Genomic DNA, 21757 nt, shown 5'->3' on the forward strand with positions numbered 1-21757 from the left:
TTATATTTTTGCATCTATTTATATATATTTTTAAATCCTTTGAGCAATAACTTTAAAAATTTAAATATTTTGGGGCATGTTTTTGGTTTTATTATTAACTTGCAGCTTGTTGTGGTTGGCTTGCTGTTCCTGATTCAGAAGCTCCACCTGATGCATCTTGATTCCCACCAGTTTGTTCAGTTTGTTCTTGTTGAGTATCGCTAGAAGGGCTTGTATGAGTTGTAGGCCTGAATTCTGTTAAAGGTTTAACAAATTTTGTTAAAGGAATTCTAATTAGGAAAGTATTTAATCAACCTTGGCTGGTTACACCGTTAACTGCAAAATATACTGCGCTTGAGTCTCCATTAACTTGTTGTAAGAATCCTTTTTTATTTCATAGGAAATCGTTTAAACTTCCTATTCTAAGTTGTGTGTTGTTTTGAACGCTAGCTATAGCAACTCCGTTTGTTTTTAATACAAATGAAGCTGGAAATTTAGGGTCAAATTTGTTAACGTAGTTAATTATTGCTTGTAATAATGAAGTTTGAGTGATATTCTCCCCTACTACGTTTACTAATAATTTTTTGAATTTATCGTTAAAGGTTCCTTCAACATTTGAAGTACCATTAATTAAAGTATTTTCTTTTCCGCCTACTGTAGGAAGGGCTTCATCTAAAACTATAGAAGGCCCGGTGTAATTTAAATAAACATTAACTTTTGCTTTTACGTTAGCATCATTAACTGTTGGACTTCCTGGCGCTGTTGAAGATGAAGCTCCTTGATATCTAAGTGCGTTTTCAGTTGCATCAGCACTGGTGTATAGCACTCTAATTAATAGAGTTAGCGATTGGCTAGCTCCATTATCAATTTGAAGGTTATATCCTTCTTTACCTTGAAGTGTAAAGGTTACTTTAGGAATTTTTACATTTTTACCTGTTGATATAGTTTCATAAGTAACTTTTGGAGATGAAAGAGTTACATTTTTAAATTTATCAGCACCTAGTTTTTTGGTTAACTGTTCTGAAAGTTTTTCTCAATTAGCAGGAGTATCAAATCATTGTTGCAATAATTTTGTATTTGCATCTTCGTGAGTTTTTTCATCAACCCTTGCATCATCACTTGCTACGTAACCTTCAACTACAATTTTAGGCATAAACCCGTCTCAGTATAGCGCTAACATTTTGGGGTATGTTTTTGGTTTTATTATTGGCTTGAATTTGGCATGGTTTGTGGTGATGATGCTTGAGGTGTTCCTGATCCTGCTGTTTCATCAGTTTGACCTGCTTGAGTTCCGTCTTGGTTACCTTGTTGCATTTCTTCGCCATCTTCTTGAGTTTCTTCTTGCTGTGGTGCTTCTAATACGCTTATAGGTCTTACGAATTTAGTTAATGGAATTCTTACAAGTACGGTGTTTAATCAATTATTGCTTGCTATTGCAGTAACTGGTAAATACACTGCTTTAGTGTCTCCTTGGATTTGTTGTAAGAATACGTTGTTCCTATTTTTTACTAAATCGTCTAAAGTTCCAGGTCTTAGCTCTTTTGTTTTTTCAACTTTAGTTATAGTAACTCCGTTTGTTCCATTTGTTACAAATGCAGCTCTAAATTTAGGGTCAAATTTATTAACGTAGTTAATTACCGCTTGGAATAATGAAGATTCAGCGTGACCCCTCCTTAATACGCTTACTAATAATTTTTTGAATTTATCATTAAAGTCTTTATCTGTAACGTTTGATGTTCCATTTAGTGAAGTATTATTTGCAGTACCTACTGCAGGAACTGCTTGATCTAAAACTATAGAAGGCCCGGTGTAGTTTAAGTAAACGTTAACTTTTTCAATTGTGGTTGCATTATCACTAGGAGTTGCAGTATAATAAGCTCCTTGTGTTGAAAGCACATTTCTAGTTAGATTTGAATCTTTATATAAAACTCTTATTGTAAGAGTTACAGTAGCTGCTGATTCTTCTGCTAGAGTATATCCATCTTTTGCTGCTAGATTGAAAGTAACTTTTGGGGTTAAATAACCTTTATTAGAACCTCTATTAGAAAATCTAACTTCATCTCAAGAAATTGTAGGATTTGATAAAGTCATATTCTTGAATTTTTCTTCACCTAATTTTTTTGTTAGCTGGTCTTCTAGTCCTGTTCAGTTTGACTCTTCTCTAAATCAAGCTTCTAGTTTTGTTTTATTTGCTTTTTCTTGAGCTGTTCTATTGTTTCCTTGACCATCTGCTACGTCGTAACCATCTGCTTGGTAATCTTGCACTACTATTTTAGGCATAAACCCGTCTCAGTATAGTGTACGACCGTCAACTGGTTTGTAGTATGCTGTTTTTTCTGTTGGGTTATCACCGTTAAGTGCATCAGTAGCTGCTTTTAAAGTGTCATTTAATGATTTTAGATAAGATGCTGTTGATGCTAAATCAGCCATTGGAGCTGGTGCAGGAGTTGTTTGTGCTTCTCTTGATGCTGCGCCAGCTGCTGAAGCTGCTTCACCATTTGCAACTCTAACTGTAGCTGATGTTGCCGCGCTAGGTGAAGTTTGCGTTGTTGTTGGAGTAGCTGCTTGAGTTGGAGCCATTACAAAGTTTTGTAGTTTGAATTCTGATTTATCTCTAGCTTTGGTTCAAGCTCTAGGGTTTGGAAGCGCATCTCCTTCTGGAGTAGGAACCATAATTGATTGAGCTGTTCATTGGAATGCAGGAAACACTGATGAAGCTTTAAGTAGCGCTGCATCGAAATCTGCTTTGTTATCTGCATCATAGTAGTTTCTTGGGTAGTCCACTTGCATTACAAGACCTTTAGAAACTAGATCTTGAAGTGATGTTAGAGAATCTTTTAATGATGTTAGGTTTTCTAACATTGTTGTAGCTTGAGCAGCTTGTTCTTTTGTTAATTCATTAACTTGTCTTTGTAGTTCAGCTTTTAAAGCTGTATTAACAAGAGATTCAAGTTCTGTAACTTTAGCTGCAGCGCTGGTTTTTGTTTTTTGGAAGTCAAGATCTGGTTTAACTGCTGCAACTGCTGCATCTAGAGCTGTTTTTGCAGATTCTAATGTAGCTTTTGTTGTGTCTAAATTACTTGAAGCATCTAGATTTGCAAGTTTTGAATCTTCTGTTAGAAAATCAGTTGCTGCTGTGTATTTTTCTTCTAAAGTAGTTTTATGAGTAGCATCTGTTACTTTTGAGTATTCAGCATCTTCTTTAACTTCCTTAGCTTTAGTAACCGATCCGCTTGTAAACCACAAAAAAATTAAGTTAAAAATAAAACTAAATTTATTTTTTAAACTTAATTAAATGTCGGTGTAGTTTAAATAAACATTAACTGTTTTTTTAGTTGTTTCGTCATTGGCATTTCTTGTGTTATTAGGAGCTGCAGTAGGAGAAGCTCCTTGAATAGTAAGTAGGTTTTGGTTAGATTCCTGAGATGAATAAAGAACTCTAATAGAAAGTGAAATTTGACTTTCTTCTGTTGTTGGCTCTGTTAATTGGTAACCCGGTTTTGCTTGAATGTTAAAGGTAACTTTCGGATTTTTTCAAGTATTTGTATTAACAGTTACTTCTTCATAGCTAACCATTGGAGATGTTAAAACTACATTTTTAAATTTATCAGCACCTAGTTTTTTGGTTAACTGTTCTGAAAGTTTTTCTCAATTAGCAGGAGCCTTAAATCAGTTTTGTAGTTTTGTTTTATTTGCTTCTTTGATTTCTTCTTTATTATCTTCAGTAGTATTTGCTACGTAATCATCTACAACTATTTTAGGCATAAACCCGTCTCAGTATAGTGTACGACCGTCAACTAGTTTGTAGTATGCTGTCTTATTAGTTGTAGTATCACCATTTAGTGCTGCAGTTTGCGCTTTAAGATCTGTATCTAAGGTTTTTAGATAAGAAACTGTTGATGCTAAATCAGCTGTTGGAGTTGATGCTTCAGGAGTTAGTGAAGGTGATGATTCTCCTGAGTTTGTACTTGTTTCTTCTGTTGCAAGTCTAACTGTAGCTGATGTTGCCGCGCTAGGTGAAGTTTGCGTTGTTGTTGGAGTAGCTGCTTGAGCTGATCAGTTTTTAAGTTTTTTTAGCTAAATATTAATTTTGAAAAATTTCAAAAATATAAACCATCTTTGTACGCAAATTATATTTTTGCATCTATTTGTATATATTTTTAAATCCTTTGAGCAATAACTTTAAAAATTTAAATATTTTGGGCATGTTTTTGGTTTTATTATTAACTTGTAGCTTGTTGTGATTAACCTGTTCCTGATGTTGAAGATCCACCTTCTGGAGCTTGTTGTGAACCTTGTGTTGTTTGAGTATTTTCTTGAGATTCTTGTTGAGCTGGAGCTATAGGGGCAGCTGGCATAAACGCAGTAACAGGTTTAACAAATTTAGTTAAAGGTATTCTAATTAAGAATGTATTTAATCAATTATTGCTTGCTATTGCAGTAACTGCAAAATATACTGCGCTTGAGTCTCCATTAACTTGTTGTAAGAATCCTTTGTTATTGTATAGGAAATCGTTTAAACTTCCTATTTTAAGTTGTGTGCCGCTTTGAACGCTAGTTAAAGCAACTCCGTTTGTTTTTAATACAAATTCAGCTGGAAATTTAGGGTCAAATTTATTAACGTAGTTAATTATTGCTTGTAATAATGAAGTTTGAGTGATACTCTCCCCTACTACGTTTACTAATAATTTTTTGAATTTAGTGTTAAAGTCACCATCTACATTTAAAGTTCCGTTAATTGAAGTATTTTCTTGTTCGCCTACTCTTGGTAGATCTGCATCTAACTCAATATTTGGCCCGGTGTAGTTCATATAAACGTTTACGTCTCTAATTACTGCGGCATTATTAGATGGCGTTGAACCAGCTGGCGCTGCAGAAGGAGAAGCTCCTTGATATGGAAGTAAAAGAGTGTTTGGATTACTTGAGCTATATAAAACCCTTATTTTTAATTCTAAGGTAGTTGTTGTTCCTTCTCCACTTGCTAATTGGTAACCATCTTTAGCTGCCACTCTAAAGGTTACCTTAGGAAATTTAACGCTTCCACTTGAAAGCGTTACGGTTTCAACACTAATTGTTGGATTTGAAAGAACAACGTTTTTAAATCTTTCTGTTCCAAGCTTTTTAGTTAGTTGATCAGATAAACCTTCTCAGTTTTCTGCTTCACCAAATCAAGCTTTAATTTTATTTTGGTTGTCTAAATCATTTGTTCAACCTGAATCAAAATTATCTAGCACAATTTTAGGCATAAACCCGTCTCAGTATATTAGTAACATTTTGAGGCATGTTTTTGGTTTTATTATTGGCTTTGTCCTGTTCTTTGTGCTGGTTGTGAAGTTTCAGTTTGTCCGCCTTGAGATTGAGCTGGAGCTGCTGGTGCTCTAAATGGTGTAATAGGTCTAACAAATTTAGTCAAAGGAATTCTAATTAGGAAGGTATTTAATCAATTATTGCTTGCTACAGCTGTTACTGCAAAATATACTGCTTCAGTATCTCCTTGGATTTGCTGTAAGAATACGTTGTTCTTATCTAAATCGTCTAAAGTTCCAGGTCTTAGCTCTTTTATTTTTTCAACTTTAGTTATAGTAACTCCGTTTATTGAATTTGTTACAAATTGAGCTCTATATTTTGGATCGAATTTATTAACATAGTTAATTACAGACTTCAATAAAGGATTTACATATCTATTGGTAAATAGCAGTCCTTTAGATGGATTTCCTCTAAATGCAGTGTTAAATGCACCTGTAACATTTGAGGTTCCGTTAATTGAAGTATTTTCTTCTCCGCCTACTGTTGGTAGATCTGCATCTAAGACAATGCTTGGCCCGGTGTAGTTTAAATACACATTAGCATTTGCTTTTACATTTGCATCATTAACGGTAGCATTTCTAGGAGCTGCTGAAGATGAAGCTCCTTGAATAGTAAGTAGGTTTTGGTTAGATTCCTGAGATGAATAAAGAACTCTAATAGTTAGAGAGATTTGTTTAGGATCTGTTGTAGGTTGTGTTAATTCATAACCAGGTTTTGCCTCTACTGTGAAGGTAACTTTTGGATTTTTTCAAGCATTTGAATTAACAGTTACTTCTTCATAGCTAACCATTGGAGATGTTAAAACTACATTTTTAAATTTATCAGAACCTAGTTTTTTGGTTAACTGTTCTGAAAGTTTTTCTCAATTAGCAGGAGTATCAAATCACTCTTGTAGTTTTGTTTTATTTGCATCTTCGTGAGTTGCTTTACCTTTTTCTTCACCATCTGCTTCATAACTTTGCACTACTATTTTAGGCATAAACCCGTCTCAGTATAGTGTACGATCAGCGTCAACTTTATAGTAAGCAGTTTTGGTTGTAGGGTTATCACCGTTAAGTGCATCAGTAGCAGCTTTTAAAGTGTCATTTAATGATTTTAAGTAAGAAACTGTTGATGCTAAATCAGCTGCTGGTGTTGGTGCTGCTGGTTGAGTTTCTGCTTCTGCTGCAGCTTCTTCTTCACCTTCTGCTTCTCCTGACATTGCAACTCTAACTGTAGCTGAAGCTGATTCAGCTGCTGCAGGTTCTGTTGCTGATGGTGTAGCTGCTTGAGCTGGAGCCATTACAAAGTTTTGTAGTTTGAATTCTGATTTGTCTCTAGCTTTGGTTCAAGCTCTAGGGTTTGGTAAAGCGCCTCCTTCTGGAGTAGGAACCATAATTGATTGAGCTGTTCATTGGAATGCAGGAAACACTGATGAAGCTTTTAGTAAAGCTGCATCGAATGCTTCTTTATTGTCAGCATCGTAGTATTTTTGTGGATAATCCACTTGCATTTTTAGACCATCTGATACTAAAGTTTGAAGAGATTCTAATGATTCTTTTAATGATGTTAGGTTAGCTAACATTGTTGTAGCTTGAGCGGCGTGATCTTTAGTTAAAGCATTAACTTGTCTTTGTAATTCATCTTTTAAAGCTGTATTAACAAGAGCGTCAAGTTCTATAACTTTAGCTGCAGCGCTAGTTTTTGTTTTTTGGAAGTCAAGATCTGGTTTAACTGCTGCAACTGCTGCATCTAGAGCTGTTTTTGCAGATTCTAATGAAGCTTGAGTAGTTGCTAAAGTTCCATCAGCATTTAGATTTGCAAGTTTTGAACCTTCTGTTAGAAAACCAGCTGCTGCTGTTAATTTTGCTTCTAAAGTAGTTTTATGAGTAGTATCTGTTACTTTTGAGTATTCAGCATCTTCTTTAACTGCTTTAGCAGCAGTAACCGATCCGCTTGTAAACCACAAAAAAATTAAGTTAAAAATAAAACTAAATTTATTTTTTAAACTTAATTAAATGTCGGTGTAGTTTAAATACACATTAACTTTTGCTTTTACGTTAGCATCATTAACGGTAGCTCCTCTAGGTGCTGCTGAAGATGAAGCTCCTTGTCTAGGAAGTTGAATTACGTTTTCACTTCCACGGTTATATAAGACTCTAACAACAAGGCTAATTTCATTTGCTGAATTATCAAGAGTGTATCCATCTTGTGCTTCAACTGTAAATGTTACAGTTGGAGTTTTAACAGCATTAGTACTAAAGGTAACTTCTTTATAAGTTAACTTTACGTTTTTAAATGTTTCTGCTCCAAGCTTTTTAGTTAGTTGATCTGATAGTCCTACTCAGTTTGCTGCATCACCAAATCAAGCTCTAATTTTATCTTGGTTGTCTGAATTTCTACCTCATGTTGAATCAAAACCTTCAAGCACAATTTTAGGCATAAACCCGTCTCAGTATATTAGTAACATTTTGAGGCATGTTTTTGGTTTTATTATTGGATTTGTCCTGCTGGTTGTGAACCTTGAGTTTCACCAGTTTGTTCAGTTCCTTGTTGTTGAGTATCGCTAGAAGTGTTTGTAGGAGTTGTAGGCCTGAATTCAGTTAAAGGTCTAACAAATTTAGTCAAAGGAATTCTAATTAGGAAGGTATTTAATCAATTATTGCTTGCTATTGCAGTTACTGCAAAATACACTGCTTCTTTATCACCTTTTATTTGTTGTAAGAATACGTTGTTCCTATTTTTTACTAAATCGTCTAAAGTTCCAGGTCTTAGCTCTTTTGTGTTTTGAACTTTAGTTATAGTAACTCCGTTTATTGAATTTGTTACAAATTGAGCTCTAAATTTAGGGTCAAATTTATTAACGTAGTTAATTATTGCTTGGAATAATGAAGATTCAGCGTGACCCCCCCTTACTACGTTTACTAATAATTTTTTGAATTTAGTGTTAAAGTCACCTGTTACATTTGAGGTTCCGTTAATTGAAGTATTATTCTGATTTCCTACTTGTGGCAGCTCTGCATCTAACTCAATATTTGGCCCGGTGTAGTTAAGATACACATTAACGTTTTTTATAACCTTAGGATCATTTGGTGTCTTTGTATTACCTGGCGCTGCTGAAGATGAAGCTCCTTCATGTGTAAAGACATTAGCAGCGTTGGCTTCTGCGCTTTCATATAGCACTCTAACTACAAGATCAATCTCTCTTGTAGAGTTAGTATCTAACGTATAACCTTCATTAGCTTCTACGCTAAATTTAACGGTAGGATTTCAACGGGTTACTCCAGCTACAGTAAAATCTGTTCATGTAATGCTTCTATATGTAAGCTTAACGTTTTTAAATTTATCAGAACCTAATTTTCTTGTTAATTGGTCAGCTACTAAAGTAAATTTGTCTTGATTTGCTGCAAATCAAGCTTCTAGTTTTGTTTTATTTGCAGTTTCGTTAGTATCTTTATTATTTCCATGGCCTGCTGGTTGATAGCCTTCAACTACAATTTTAGGCATAAACCCGTCTCAGTATAAATTAATAGTTTTTATATTGTTACTAGCAAAGCTTTCTATTAGTTATTGAAAATTTTATATTTACAATGCAAAGATTTATATGTTGTAAGAATATATTATTACCTCATCTAATTTGTTCTTGTTTTAAAATGCTTCCTTCAACTTTAAGTCATGAAACTCAAGCTTGGTATCCTGAGGTTTTACTTGTTTTAAATTTTGGATCAAAGCTTTGAATGTATTTTTTAATAGCTTGCCTTAAAGCGTTAATTTAGTCTCTAAAAGAATTACCATTAAATTTAAATTTGTTAACGTTAATAACTTTATAAATTGATATTAAAAATAAAATAATGATCACAATTTAATAGTGAAAATATTTAGATCTTAATTTATTTTCAAAAATTTAAGTGTTGAATTATTCCTTTTAAAAATATTTTGTTTTTTTTGCTTTAAATTTTCAGGTTTTTGTTTTTGTTTTTGTTTTTTTAATTTTTTTGATTTAAAAGTCTTGAAAAACAGCTATAAAAACTTTAAATAAAAAAGTTTTAAATTTTCATTTTTATTAAAAATTTATTTAAGAGAAAAAATAAACAATTCAAAAACACAAAAAATAAATTATTTAAAAATAAAAAATACTTATAATGTTTTTAAATAATTAAAAAATATTAATTTATTTTTGCTAAAATTTACACGTACAAATTTAGTTAATTCACTTATAAATTGGCGCTAAAAAGTTAATTAACTACGTTAATTTCTTGCTTAAAAAAATTAATGTTGTATAATTATTAAGAAATTAAGTAAATTATTAAAGAAAGTTATTTTAATTTAACGCATTATTCAAAAAATTCAAAACACAAAAATATAGACCCTTAATCGAATTTTGATGCGTAAAATAAAAGGATTTATTTATGAAAAATAAAAAAATTAAATTACTATTAGCAGCTAGTGCAGTGGCCATTGCTCCTGCTGTTATAGCAATTTCATGTGGTGATCAAACTCCAGCACCTGAACCAACACCTGGAAACCCAAATACTGATAATCCTCAAAACCCAAATCCAGGAAATCCAGGTACTCCAGGAAATCCAGGTACTGATAATCCTCAAAACCCAAATCCAGGAAACCCAGGAGGTGGTACAGTTGACCCTGTAGAGGCTGCTAAAACAGAAGCTAAAACCGCTATTGATGCTTCAGCAGAATTATCAGATTCAGTTAAAGAAGCATTAAAAAGACAAGTTGAAGCAACTACAACAGAAGCTGAAGCCAGAGATTTAAAAACTAAAGCAGACGCTCTTGTTTCAGCTGTAAAAGCATTAAGCGGATCGGTTACTAAAGCTAAGGAAGTTAAAGAAGATGCTGAATACTCAAAAGTAACAGATACTACTCATAAAACTACTTTAGAAGAAAAATACACAGCAGCAGCTGGTTTTCTAACAGAAGATTCAAAACTTAAAAACCTAGATGCTTCAAGTAATTTAGACACAACAAAAGCTACATTAGAATCTGCAAAAACAGCTCTAGATGCAGCAGTTGCAGCAGTTAAACCAGATCTTGACTTCCAAAAAACAAAAACTAGCGCTGCAGCTAAAGTTACAGAACTTGAATCTCTTGTTAATACAGCTTTAAAAACTGAACTAGAAAAACAAGTTGATGCTTTAACTAAAGATCACGCAACTGAAGCTACAACAATGTTAGAAAACCTAACATCATTAAAAGATTCTCTAACATCACTTCAAGATCTAGTTTCTAAAGGTCTTGTAATGCAAGTGGACTACCCAAGAAACTACTATGATGCAGATAACAAAGCAGATTTCGATGCAGCGCTACTTAAAGCTTCATCAGTGTTTCCTGCATTCCAATGAACAGCTCAATCAATTATGATTCCTGCTCCAGAAGGAGGCGCTTTACCAAACCCTAGAGCTTGAACCAAAGCTAGAGAAAAATCAGAATTCAAACTACAAAACTTCGTAATAGCTCCAGCTCAAGCAGCTGCTACAACAGCTCCAACAGAAAGTGGAAGCGGAGATGGAAGTGGAGGAGGAACATCAGCCGCAGCATCAGCTACAGTTAGAGTTGCAATGTCAGGAGAAGCAGAAGGTGAAGAAGAAGCTGCAGCAGAAGCAGAAACTCAACTAGCAGCTCCATCAGCTGATTTAGCATCAACAGCATCTTATCTAAAATCATTAAACGATACTTTAAAAGCAGCTACTGATGCACTTAACGGTGATAACCCTACAACCAAAACTGCTTACTATAAAGTTGACGCTGATCGTACACTATACTGAGACGGGTTTATGCCTAAAATAGTAGTGCAAGGTTATGAAGCAGATGGTGAAGAAAAAGGTAAAGCAACTCACAAAGAAGCAAATCAAAAAAAACTAGAAGATTGATTTGCAGCTAACCAAGATAAACTAAGTCTTGTAGCAGATCAGCTAACAAGAAAATTAGGAAAAGATAAATTCAAGAATATGGTTTTATCAACTCCTACTATCACTTGAGATGAAGTTGAATTTTCTAATAAAGGTTCTAATAAAGTTTATTTAACCCCAAAAGTTACTTTCAATCTGGCAGCTAAGGAAGGATATGCTTTAGCACAAGATTCAGCTACTAGCGTAACTCTTACTATAAGAGTTTTATACAAAGATTCAAATCCTGAAGTAAATGTGTTTCAAACTCAAGGGTCATCACCTTCAGCAACGCCAAATGGTGCAAATACAGCTGACCATGCTAAAACCATTAAAGATGTTAATGTTTACCTAAACTATACAGGACCTGCTATTGTTTTAGATCAAGCAGTTCCTGCAGTAGGTACTGCAGCTAATACTTTAATTAATGGTACTTCAAATGTTACAGGTGCATTTAACACCGCATTTAGAGGACTGCTATTTACTAAAAGACTAGTAAATCCTTTAATGCAGTCTGTAATTAACTACGTTAACAAATTTGACCCTAAATTTCCAGCTGCATTTGTAACAAATTCAATAAACGGAGTTACTATAACTAAAGTTCAAAACACAAGAGAGCTTAGACCAGGAACTTTAGACGATTTAAACGGTAACAACGTATTCTTACAACAAATAAAAGGTGATACTGAAGCAGTATACTTTGCAGTTACTGCAATAGCAAGCAATGGATGATTAAATACTTTCTTAATTAGAATTCCTTTAACTAAATTTGTTAAACCTTTAAGCGTATTTACAGCACCAGTAGTAACTCCTCCTGCAGAAGAAGCTACTGGAGGAAGTCAAACTCAAGAAGCAAGATTACAACCAGCTGGATATAGTAATTCAGATTCATCTGGATCTACAGAACAAACACCACCAAGTACAACTTAATAATAATAAAACCAAAAACATGCCCTAAAATGTTTTACAAAAAAGCCAACTATTTTTGGCTTTTTTGTTTTATAATTACGGTAAATAAAATTTATTCAAATATTTAATGTTTTAAGGATAATATGAAAAAGAAAATAGCTATTAATGGTTTTGGTAGAATTGGTCGTCTAGTATTACGTAGAATGCTAGAAACAAGCCTTACAGACAAAGTAGAAGTGGTAGCAGTTAATGATTTAACTGATGCTAAAACTCTAGCTCACCTGCTAAAATACGATACAGCTTTCAAAAAATTACAATTTTCAGTAGAAGAAAAAGATAGCTCACTATGAGTTAATGGAAAAGAAATTAAAGTTTTTGCTGAAAAAGATCCATCAAATTTACCATGAAAAGATCTAGGAGTAGATTTAGTAGTTGAATCAACTGGATTTTTCACTAAGAAAGACCTTGCATCTAAGCATTTAGAAGCCGGAGCTAAAAAAGTTTTAATTTCAGCGCCAGCAGGAAGCGATCTTCCTACTGTGGTTTATAACGTAAACCATAAAACTCTAAAAAGTAGTGATACCGTGATTTCTGCTGCATCATGTACTACAAACTGCCTTGCGCCTGTGGTAAAAGTTTTAGTTGAAGAATTCGGTCTAAAATCAGGATATATGACAACCGTTCACTCATATACTGCTGATCAAAAACTTCAAGATGCTCCACATAAAGATTTAAGAAGAGCGCGTGCTGCTGCTGAAAATATCGTTCCTACTTCAACTGGAGCTGCAAAAGCAATTGGCCTTGTAGTTCCTCAAGCATCTAACGTTTTAGATGGTATTGCTATTAGAGTTCCAACCTTAACTGGATCTTTAGTAGATTTAAGCGTTAGACTTGAAAAATCTCCTTCTGTAGAAGAGCTTAACGCTGCCTTTAAAAAAGCTGCTAATGAATCATTTAAATTTGAAACCGATGAAATAGTATCATCAGATATCGTTAACTCTCACTACGGATCAGTTTTTGATTCAAAACTAACAAACTTTGTTGAATCAAAAGACGGAAGATTATACAAACTATTCGCATGATACGATAACGAAATGTCATACGTATCGCAATTAGTTAGAGTTTTAGAATACTTCGTTTCTTTATAATTAAAAATCAAAAAAATAACAAACTTTTTTTCTTTTGAATTTAGTTTGTTGTTTTTTTGTATAAAAAAAAGCCGCGCGGGCTTTATCTAAGAAAAAACTCTAGCAAGAACAAGTTTTTTCACACTTGCAATCTTTACAATTGCAAGTTTTACATTTACAATTAAGATTTTTCATAATATTTTTATATAAATAATTTTTATATAAATAATTATAAAACAATATAATAATTTAAATTAAAATTTAACTAATGGATAAAAAACAAGAGCTATTATCTTTACTTAAAAATGTTCCAAAAAAACCAGGAACATATTTATGAAAAGATCAATTTGATAATGTAATTTATGTCGGTAAAGCTAATAATTTACATAATCGAATGAATTCATATTTTAAAGGAAATATAAATTCCTTTAAAACATATGCCATGTTTGAAAATATATATTCTTTTGACTATTTTATAGCCGATTCTCCTAAAGCTGCGCTTATTTTAGAAAAAAAATATATCGATCAATATCGGCCAAAATATAACATAATGCTTCTTGATGATAAGCAATATCCTTATTTAAATATTAAGATTAAAGATAGCCTAGAAATAAAACAAACTTATAGAGTTAGTAAAAATAGTGAATTTAATATCTACTATGGGCCATATCCACAAAGTCATTTATTTAAATTTGTAAAAATTTTGCAAAGAATCTTTTTATATAATCAAGGGCTTTTGATAAAAGACAAGCCAAAAATGTATTGAATTGAAAAATTTAACACCTTAAAAGAAATTTTAAAATTTAAAAACAATGACTTTAATAATTTATTAAAAGAAAAAATGCTAGCAGCCGCTGATAATTTAAATTTTGAAGCTGCAATTGAATATCAAAAAGCGCTAGAATTTATCAGTCAATTCAAAGAAAAACAAATAATTGAAATTTCTAAATATAAAAACTATGACGTATTTTCATTTGAAGAAAAAAATGAATCTATTGCTATTTTTTATATGCTTTATATTTATGGAGTTCAAAACATTTTCCAAAGAAAAATAATTGAAAATTATGATTCTTTAGAAAATATAATTTCTAATTTTTTAAAAGAATTTTACAAAAACAAAGCTCTTCCAGATAATATAATTCTTGACTATAAATACAAAGATTTAAATCTAGATTTAGATTTTAAATCTAAAATAATATTTCCTCAAAAAGGAATAAATCACGATTTAATCAAGCTAGCTAATGAAAATAACAACAGCGGTTATGAATCATATCTAAATCAAAAAATAATTTTGGAGCAACACAAGCTTAATTTATGAAAAAATTTAGCCTCTGAATTATTTTTAGATAAGCTCAATTCGATATTTATTTTTGATAATTCTCATTTTAATAATTCAAGCCCGATTGGAAGTTGCATTTGCTATACCAAAGCGGAAAAAAATCCGCATCTATATGCTTCTTTTAATCATGAAAAAGAGCAAAAAGAATTAAAAATTAAATCTGATATTGAATATATGTATCATAGCGTTTATAAATATCTAAAAAGAAATCATTTATTTATAACCAAAGATGATATTTTTATATTAGACGGTTCTTCTATGCAAATAAAATTTGCCCAAAAAGCAATTTTAGACTTCAACAAAGACTTTAGTGCTAATTTGGAAATAAAGCTTTTCGGCCTTGTAAAAGATAAAAATCATAAAACAAATTTAATGATTAATTCTAAAGATGAAATTATTAAAATTTCAAGTGAGAGTTTTTTATTTTTATCAAAAATTCAAGAAGAAGTTGATTTATTTGCCAAAAAAAGAATGCAAAAAAATCAAATAAATTTAACGTTTAAGTCACGGCTTATTCAAATCAAAGGAATTTCGTATAAGACCGAAGAAAAGCTCTTAAAGCATTTTGGAACCTTTGCAAATATCTATAATGCCAGCTTTGAAGAGCTGCAAAAAGTAACCAATAAATCAATTGCTCAAAAAATAAAAGAAAACCTGGATATTATCGCCAGAAAATAATCATATTTTAGTAAAATATATTTACTTAATTATTATTTATTGAAAGGTAAAAAATGTCAACAAAATACAAATATCTAGTTGATAAAGATGGTAAAGATGTCGTAATGACTGACCCATCTAAATTAATTCGTGTTTTAGATGTTAACGGTAATTTAATTGACAAAAAATATAAACCACAATTAACCGACAAACAATTAGTTGAAGGTTACAAATGAATGGTTTTATCTCGTCAACAAGATACTTACATGCTTCAACTACAAAGACAAGGAAGAATGCTTACCTTTGCTCCTAACTTAGGAGAAGAAGCTCTGCAAGTTGCTACCGCATTTGCTCTTGACAAGAAAAAAGATTGATTCCTACCAGCCTTTAGATCTAACGCTACCATGCTTGCTTTAGGCGTACCGATGGTAAATCAAATGTTATATTGAAACGGTAACGAAAGAGGTTCAAAAATTCCTGAAGGAGTTAATGTTACTCCTATTAATATCGTTATAGGAACTCAAATTTCACAAGCAGCCGGAGTTGCTTTTGCTTTAAAGCAAAATAAAACCGGTGGAGTTGCACTTTGCTTTATAGGTAATGGTGGTACCGCCGAAGGAGAATTCTACGAAGGAATGAACTTTGCTTCAGTTAGAAGCTGACCTGCTGTATTTTGCGTTAATAACAACCAATGAGCAATTTCAACACCAAATCATTTAGAAAGTATTTCATCAACTATTGCCGCTAAAGCAGTGGCAGCTGCTGTTCCAGGAGTGGTAGTAGATGGAAACGATCTATTAGCTAGCTATGACGTTATAAAAGAAGCTGTTGAATTTGCAAGAAAAGAATCTCGTCCTGTTTTAGTGGAATTTGTAACTTGAAGACAAGGCCCACATACTACATCAGATAACCCTAGAGTTTATAGAACAGAAACTGAAGAGAAAGAACAAGAAGTATGAGAACCAATGCACCGTATTGAAAAATACCTTCTTGATAGAAAGCTTCTTACCAAAAAAGAAATTGAAAAAATCTGAGCTGATTCTCTTGAAGTTGCTAAAAAAACCTATGAAGAATCTGTTAAATTAAACGAAGCTACTTTAGATGAAGTCTTCGATTACACATACGCAGAATTAACTCCAGAATTAAAAGAACAAAAACAAGAAGCTTTAGACTTCTTTAAAGCTCACGGAGGGAAATAATGTCTGATAAAAAAATAACAGTTAATAACATCGAAGCATTAAACGACGCTTTATTTACTGCAATGCGTAAAGATCCAAAAACTGTTTTATTTGGAGAAGATGCAGGATTTGAAGGTGGAGTTTTTAGAGCAACACAAGGACTACAAGCTGAATTTGGACCAGAAAGAGTATTTGACACTCCTATTGCCGAAGCTGCTATTGCCGGAGTTGCAGTCGGAGCTGCTATGGCAGGGCTTCATCCAATTATCGAAATGCAATTCCAAGGGTTTTCATACGCTTCTTTCCAACAAATGTTTACTCACGCTGCAAGAATTAGAAACCGTTCAAGAGGAAGATTCACTTCGCCACTAGTTTTAAGAATGCCAATGGGTGGAGGAGTTAGAGCGCTAGAGCATCACTCTGAAGCTATCGAAGCTTTATTTGCTCACATTCCAGGGATTAAAGTAGTTATGCCAGCCTTTCCTTACGATACTAAAGGATTGCTATTGGCTGCAGTTAACGATCCAGATCCTGTCGTATTTTTAGAACCTAAAAAAATCTACCGTGCAGGTAAGCAAGAAATTCCAGCCGGAGAATATACCGTAGAAATCGGAAAAGCTAACGTTTTAAAACAAGGAACCGACCTTACTCTAGTTACCTATGGAGCGCAAGTGCATGCTGCTATTGAAGCCGTGCAAAAACTAGGAGATAGCGTTTCAGTAGAGCTAATCGATTTAAGAACCATTAAGCCGTTAGATTTACCTACTGTAGTTGAATCTGTGAAAAAAACTGGAAGACTTCTTGTAGTTCATGAAGCTGTTAGAAGCTTTTCGGTATCTTCAGAACTTATGGCAGCAGTTAACGAAAGAGCTTTTGAATACTTAAAAGCTCCTCTAGCAAGACTAACCGGATATGATATTACCGTGCCACTAGCTAAAGGGGAAGTATATCACGCTATATCTGCTGATAAAATCGTAGATAAAGTTAAAGAAGTTACTTCATTTAAATTTTAGGAAGGAAAATATGCAAGTAAAATCAACACCTATTGCTCGTGCACTAGCTGCTAAACTTGGAGTAGATATTTCTCAAGTTAAAGGTAGCGGATTTGATGGAAAAGTTTTATATGAAGACGTTAAAAACTTTTCTCCTGCTGCCGCCGCAACTCAACCTGTAGCTGCTTCAGCTAGCGCAACTGCTGCACCTCAAGTTGGAGCTTATTCAGAAGCAGTAAAACCTATTAGAAAAGCAATCGCAAAAGCCATGACCAATTCATGAAGCAACGTGGCTTATACTAATTTAGTTCATAGAGTAAATATGACTAAATTATGAGATTTAAGATCATCTATTAAAGATTCACTTCTTAAATCAGAAGACGTTAAAATTACCTTTTTACCTTTTATTTTAAAAGCAGTTTCAGTTGCTTTAAAAGAATTTCCATTATTTAGCGCTAAATATAATGAAGCTAAATCAACTCTAGATTTTCCCGGAGTTATTAATTTAGGTTTTGCAGTAGATACCGAAGCTGGACTAATGGTTCCAGTTATTAAAAATGCTAATGCTTTATCAGTGCTAGATCTAGCTAGAGAAGTTTCAAGACTAGCTAGCGCTGCTAGAAATAAAACCATTAAGCCAGACGATATGAAAAACGCTGGCTTTACCGTTACTAACTATGGATCAGTTGGATCTCTATGAGGAGTTCCAGTTATAAATTACCCTGAATTAGCTATTTTAGGAGTTGGAGCTATTCAAGATGAGGCCTTTGTTGAAAAAGGAACACTAGTAGCTGGGAAAGTTATGTATCTAACAGTAGCAGCTGACCATAGATGAATCGATGGAGCTGACGTTGGAAGATTTGCTTCAAGAGTAAAACAATTATTAGAAAGTCCAGAATTATTGGGAGTATATTAAGATGTATACATTTAAATTTGCTGATATAGGAGAAGGGCTACACGAAGGTGTGGTCGCTGAGATTTACGTTAAAGTAGGTCAACAAGTAAAAGAAGGTGATAATCTTTTTTCAGTTGAAACTGATAAAGTAACTTCTGATATACCTTCGCCAGTTTCTGGTACAGTTACTGCCATTAAAATGGCACAAGGTGATACCATCCACGTAGGTCAAGATATTTTCGTATTTGACGATGGTAAAGGTGACGCGCCTGTCGCTGAAGCGCCAGCGCCTAAAGCGGAAGCTAAAGAAGAAGCTGCTAGCGTTGTTGGAGAAGTTAAAGTAAATAATGATTTAATTGACTTTTCAAAAATGTTTTCAGGTCAACCTGCTCCTAAGGCAGAAGAAGTTAAGTCATCAGCTGCGCCTGCGCCTTCTGCAGAAGATAAAACCTTTGACGAAGGTAAAAAATACACCGGTAAAGTGGACGAAAGCTACGACGTTATCGTTGTAGGATCAGGTCCTGGTGGATATCTAGCTGCTGAAGAAGCTGGTAAAGCTGGGCTAAAAACTTTAATAGTAGAGAAAAAATACTGAGGAGGAGTATGTCTAAATACCGGATGTATTCCTACTAAAACTCTGCTAAAATCAGCCGATGTTATATCATATCTAGAGCACGCTGCAGATTACGGAATCGTAGCTGAAAAAGCTAAAATAGATTTTAGTAAATCATGAGTTAAAATGCACCAAAGAAAAGCTGACGTTGTTAAAAAGATTTCTTCATCAGTTGAAATGCTAATGAAAATGTCTAAAGTTACTTCAGTTTTTGGTGAAGCTAAATTTGTAGGAGCTAGAGCTTTAGAAGTTAACGGTAAAGTTTACGAAGCTAAAAACGTGATTTTAGCTACCGGTTCTACTGCTAATAAGCTATTAAAAGTTCCAGGATTTAAATCAGGATATAAAAGCGGAGAAATTCTAACATCAGAAGAAGCAATTAATTTTGACAAAAAACTTCCTAAAAAAGTAACCATCGTTGGTGGTGGAGTTATAGGAATAGAATTCGCTAACGTTTTTGCAAAAGCTGGATCAAAAGTTACCGTTGTTCAAAACGGCCCAGTTCTGCTACCAGGAATGGATAGCGATGTTTCAAAATTAGCTAAAGAAATGCTAGAAGGAATGGGCGTTGAAGTTCTACTTAACGCTAATACTTTAGGCTACGAGAAAAAAACTTTAAAAGTTGAAGTAGACTCAAAAACTCTATCTCTTAAACAAGATGTGGTTCTGACCGCTATTGGAAGAAGCGCTAATGCAATTAACGCTGCTGAAGTAGGAGTAAAACTAGGTGAAAGAGGCGAAGTTTTAGTAGACTCACTCCAAAGAACCAATGTTGCAGGAGTTTATGCAATTGGTGACGTGACAAACCAAAAAATGCTAGCTCACGTAGCCTACGCTCACGCGCTTGTTGCTGTATTTCACATTTTAGGAGATAAACAAAAAGGATCATATCATCCAAAAGCTGTGCCTGGATGTGTTTACACCAGCCCTGAGATAGCTTTTATAGGTATGACCGAAGCTGAAGCTAAAGCTCAAGGAAGAAACGTTATGACTGCAAAATATTCTTTTGCAAACCTTGGAAAAGCTATAGCATCAAATAAAACCAAAGGACTTGTAAAATTAGTTGTAGATAAAGAATTTGGTGAAATTCTAGGCGCTTGAATGGTTGGAGAAAATGTAACCGATTATATCGCCGAAGTTGCAATGGCAATGGAAAACGAAATAAGCGTTCATGAAATCGCTCACACAATTCACCCACACCCTACTTACAATGAAATGATATGAGAAGCTGCACGTTCAGCTAGTTTAACTCTGACACTTGCTGCCATGAAAAAATAATTTTAAAAAAAATTAGCACCGCTAATTTTTCCCATATTGTAAAGTGCAAGTTACCACTTACAATTTAATAAAATTACCGATTTTTAAAATCGGATTTTATTTTTTATTAGTTATTATTTTTTCTTTTTTGAGTATTTGTGAATTTTGTTTCTTGGTACAAATCCTTTAGCTCTGGTGTATAGAGGCATATCTTTAGGAATTAATTTCATAAATATTTGTTTCAATTATATTCATGAAACATTTCGTTTGGCTGCTCTTAATTTTTAGAAATTTTCTTCAAGTGAGATTTAATATGTTTTAAACTTTTCAAATTTCAAGGTCATCAATTTTTTCAAAGTTAGTGCTTTTTTTGAAATATCTTCAAATGTATTCGTTGATATTTTAGGTAGTTACTTTTTGATGTGAAGCATAAGGATGAGCTTTTTAAATATAAATTTTTAATCTATATCCTATATAAAAAATTAAGTTAAATTCTAAGCCTTGATCTATGGTAATATATTTGACATTAAGCTCAATAGCCTTTAACTAAATTTCAAAGTTATAGATTAATGTTTCATAGATTTTTAGTCATTATTTTTTTAATTAAAACAAATCTGGTGAGTCTTTCTTGCAAAACTAGTAAATGAGCCTTAGTTGCTCTTTTGCCTTTGATTAAATTTGCTTCCCAGTGGCCAATTTTTTTCTTAATTTGATTTTAAAAGGCCTAACTCAGCGTTTTCAAGCAAGCCGCTCTTGGAGAGATTTTTGCCTTTTGCCGCCAAATACATAATTGCTTCTAAGTAAATTTTTGGGATTTATTTTTGAAATTTTTGAATTAATTTAATTGTAAATCGTTTTAATTGAAGGCATTTAATGCTATAGTTAGCTTGATAAATTCCAGAGTGCTTTCAACTGTCATTTCTTTGGCGTTATAAATTTTTAAGAAATTTTCCAAAGCTTTAAATTTATAAATTTCAAATTTAAGTTAAAAATGTTTTTTAGCAATTCTAATGTCATGTTTTTTTGAGCAAGCTTGGCATCATAACCATATTCACTTGAATTATTTTTAATTTCTTTTATTAAAGAAACATGACTAATACCGAGATTTTTAGCCATTTTTTTAAGAGAAAAGTTAAAGTTTTGTAACAAAAATTTTATTTTTGACGAATATCATAAGAAATTCGTTTATAATTTTTAAGCTTATATATGAATGCTATCAAGGTAGCATTTTTCTTTCTTTTTGTAGTGAGTTTTTAATAAAAAAACTCCCAAAAAAATTTTAATATTTTTTTGGGAGTGGTAACTTGGAAGTTACAATGTGGGAAGTTGGCAATAAGGCCAACTTTTTTATTTTATTTTTATATAATAAGTTACAATAAAAAAAGAACTAAAATACTTTTTTGCAATTTAACTTTATTATTACCAGCTTTTAGTGTGTTTTGTGGTTATGGGATCAATAGTTTTTTTCAAATTATAACGATTATCAAAAAGAGTTTCAATTATTAAAAAATTATTATCAAAATCTCAAAAATCAAAATGAAGCAAAATATAAATATATTGTTATTGCTTTAGGTAATTTTTTTGAAAATCAAAATAATTTAAATCAAGAAAGTCTAAAAAAT

Annotated in this window: 15 protein-coding genes; 7 read left to right on the forward strand and 8 right to left on the reverse strand. The window is 32.8% G+C overall.

Features of this window, described 5'->3' with window-relative positions:
- Nucleotides 1-94: 94 nt before the first annotated feature.
- The 7 genes from VY93_RS04325 to VY93_RS01460 all read right to left on the reverse strand — a co-directional run bounded on the left by VY93_RS04325 (nucleotide 95) and on the right by VY93_RS01460 (nucleotide 8772).
- Nucleotides 95-1159, reverse strand: coding sequence for a hemagglutinin (locus VY93_RS04325; protein WP_223211475.1), 1065 nt, complete (start codon nucleotides 1157-1159; stop codon nucleotides 95-97).
- 23 nt (nucleotides 1160-1182) lie between these two features.
- Complete coding sequence (locus tag VY93_RS04365) at nucleotides 1183-3225, reverse strand: hypothetical protein (RefSeq protein ID WP_046128339.1); 2043 nt, start codon at nucleotides 3223-3225, stop codon at nucleotides 1183-1185.
- A gap of 45 nt (nucleotides 3226-3270) precedes the next feature.
- On the reverse strand, nucleotides 3271-3744 hold the full coding sequence (locus VY93_RS01440) for a hypothetical protein (RefSeq protein ID WP_046128340.1): 474 nt from the start codon (nucleotides 3742-3744) through the stop codon (nucleotides 3271-3273).
- A gap of 479 nt (nucleotides 3745-4223) precedes the next feature.
- A complete protein-coding gene (locus VY93_RS04245) occupies nucleotides 4224-5252 on the reverse strand; it encodes a hemagglutinin (protein WP_223211481.1) in 1029 nt (342 codons plus the stop codon).
- A gap of 23 nt (nucleotides 5253-5275) precedes the next feature.
- Nucleotides 5276-7234 carry a hypothetical protein gene (locus VY93_RS01450; protein WP_169743361.1) on the reverse strand — a complete coding sequence of 653 codons (1959 nt, stop codon included), beginning with the start codon at nucleotides 7232-7234 and terminating at the stop codon, nucleotides 5276-5278.
- 45 nt (nucleotides 7235-7279) lie between these two features.
- Nucleotides 7280-7735: a hemagglutinin gene (locus VY93_RS01455; protein WP_223211482.1), complete on the reverse strand. Its 456-nt coding sequence runs from the start codon at nucleotides 7733-7735 to the stop codon at nucleotides 7280-7282.
- A 23-nt stretch (nucleotides 7736-7758) separates the two neighbouring features.
- Nucleotides 7759-8772 carry a hypothetical protein gene (locus tag VY93_RS01460; RefSeq protein ID WP_052717822.1) on the reverse strand — a complete coding sequence of 338 codons (1014 nt, stop codon included), beginning with the start codon at nucleotides 8770-8772 and terminating at the stop codon, nucleotides 7759-7761.
- Between the two features lie 902 nt (nucleotides 8773-9674).
- Here VY93_RS01460 and VY93_RS01465 point away from each other — a divergent pair.
- The 7 genes from VY93_RS01465 (at nucleotide 9675) to lpdA (ending at nucleotide 20156) form a co-directional block, all read left to right on the forward strand.
- Nucleotides 9675-12098, forward strand: coding sequence for a GA module-containing protein (locus tag VY93_RS01465; protein WP_082071168.1), 2424 nt, complete (start codon nucleotides 9675-9677; stop codon nucleotides 12096-12098).
- Between the two features lie 122 nt (nucleotides 12099-12220).
- A complete protein-coding gene (gap, locus tag VY93_RS01470; protein WP_011283362.1) occupies nucleotides 12221-13225 on the forward strand; it encodes a type I glyceraldehyde-3-phosphate dehydrogenase in 1005 nt (334 codons plus the stop codon).
- A gap of 247 nt (nucleotides 13226-13472) precedes the next feature.
- Complete coding sequence (locus tag VY93_RS01475; RefSeq protein WP_020002788.1) at nucleotides 13473-15221, forward strand: GIY-YIG nuclease family protein; 1749 nt, start codon at nucleotides 13473-13475, stop codon at nucleotides 15219-15221.
- Between the two features lie 53 nt (nucleotides 15222-15274).
- A complete protein-coding gene (pdhA, locus tag VY93_RS01480) occupies nucleotides 15275-16399 on the forward strand; it encodes a pyruvate dehydrogenase (acetyl-transferring) E1 component subunit alpha (protein WP_020002787.1) in 1125 nt (374 codons plus the stop codon).
- Nucleotides 16399-17391, forward strand: a complete 993-nt coding sequence (locus tag VY93_RS01485) for an alpha-ketoacid dehydrogenase subunit beta (RefSeq protein WP_020002786.1) — start codon at nucleotides 16399-16401, stop codon at nucleotides 17389-17391. The genes pdhA and VY93_RS01485 overlap by 1 nt, the downstream gene beginning before the upstream one ends.
- Before the next feature lie 10 nt (nucleotides 17392-17401).
- Nucleotides 17402-18286 carry a 2-oxo acid dehydrogenase subunit E2 gene (locus VY93_RS01490; RefSeq protein ID WP_020002785.1) on the forward strand — a complete coding sequence of 295 codons (885 nt, stop codon included), beginning with the start codon at nucleotides 17402-17404 and terminating at the stop codon, nucleotides 18284-18286.
- Between the two features lies 1 nt (nucleotide 18287).
- Nucleotides 18288-20156 (forward strand): dihydrolipoyl dehydrogenase, encoded by a 1869-nt coding sequence (gene lpdA / locus VY93_RS01495; RefSeq protein ID WP_020002784.1) that lies wholly within the window; start codon nucleotides 18288-18290, stop codon nucleotides 20154-20156.
- 918 nt (nucleotides 20157-21074) lie between these two features.
- On the opposite strand, the gene VY93_RS01500 is transcribed toward lpdA, so the two are convergent.
- Nucleotides 21075-21251, reverse strand: coding sequence for a hypothetical protein (locus VY93_RS01500; protein WP_223211483.1), 177 nt, complete (start codon nucleotides 21249-21251; stop codon nucleotides 21075-21077).
- Nucleotides 21252-21757: the final 506 nt, after the last annotated feature.

It is taken from the genome of Mycoplasmopsis synoviae ATCC 25204, from assembly GCF_000969765.1.
In the GTDB taxonomy this organism is placed as follows: Bacteria; Bacillota_I; Bacilli_A; order Mycoplasmatales; family Metamycoplasmataceae; genus Mycoplasmopsis; species Mycoplasmopsis synoviae.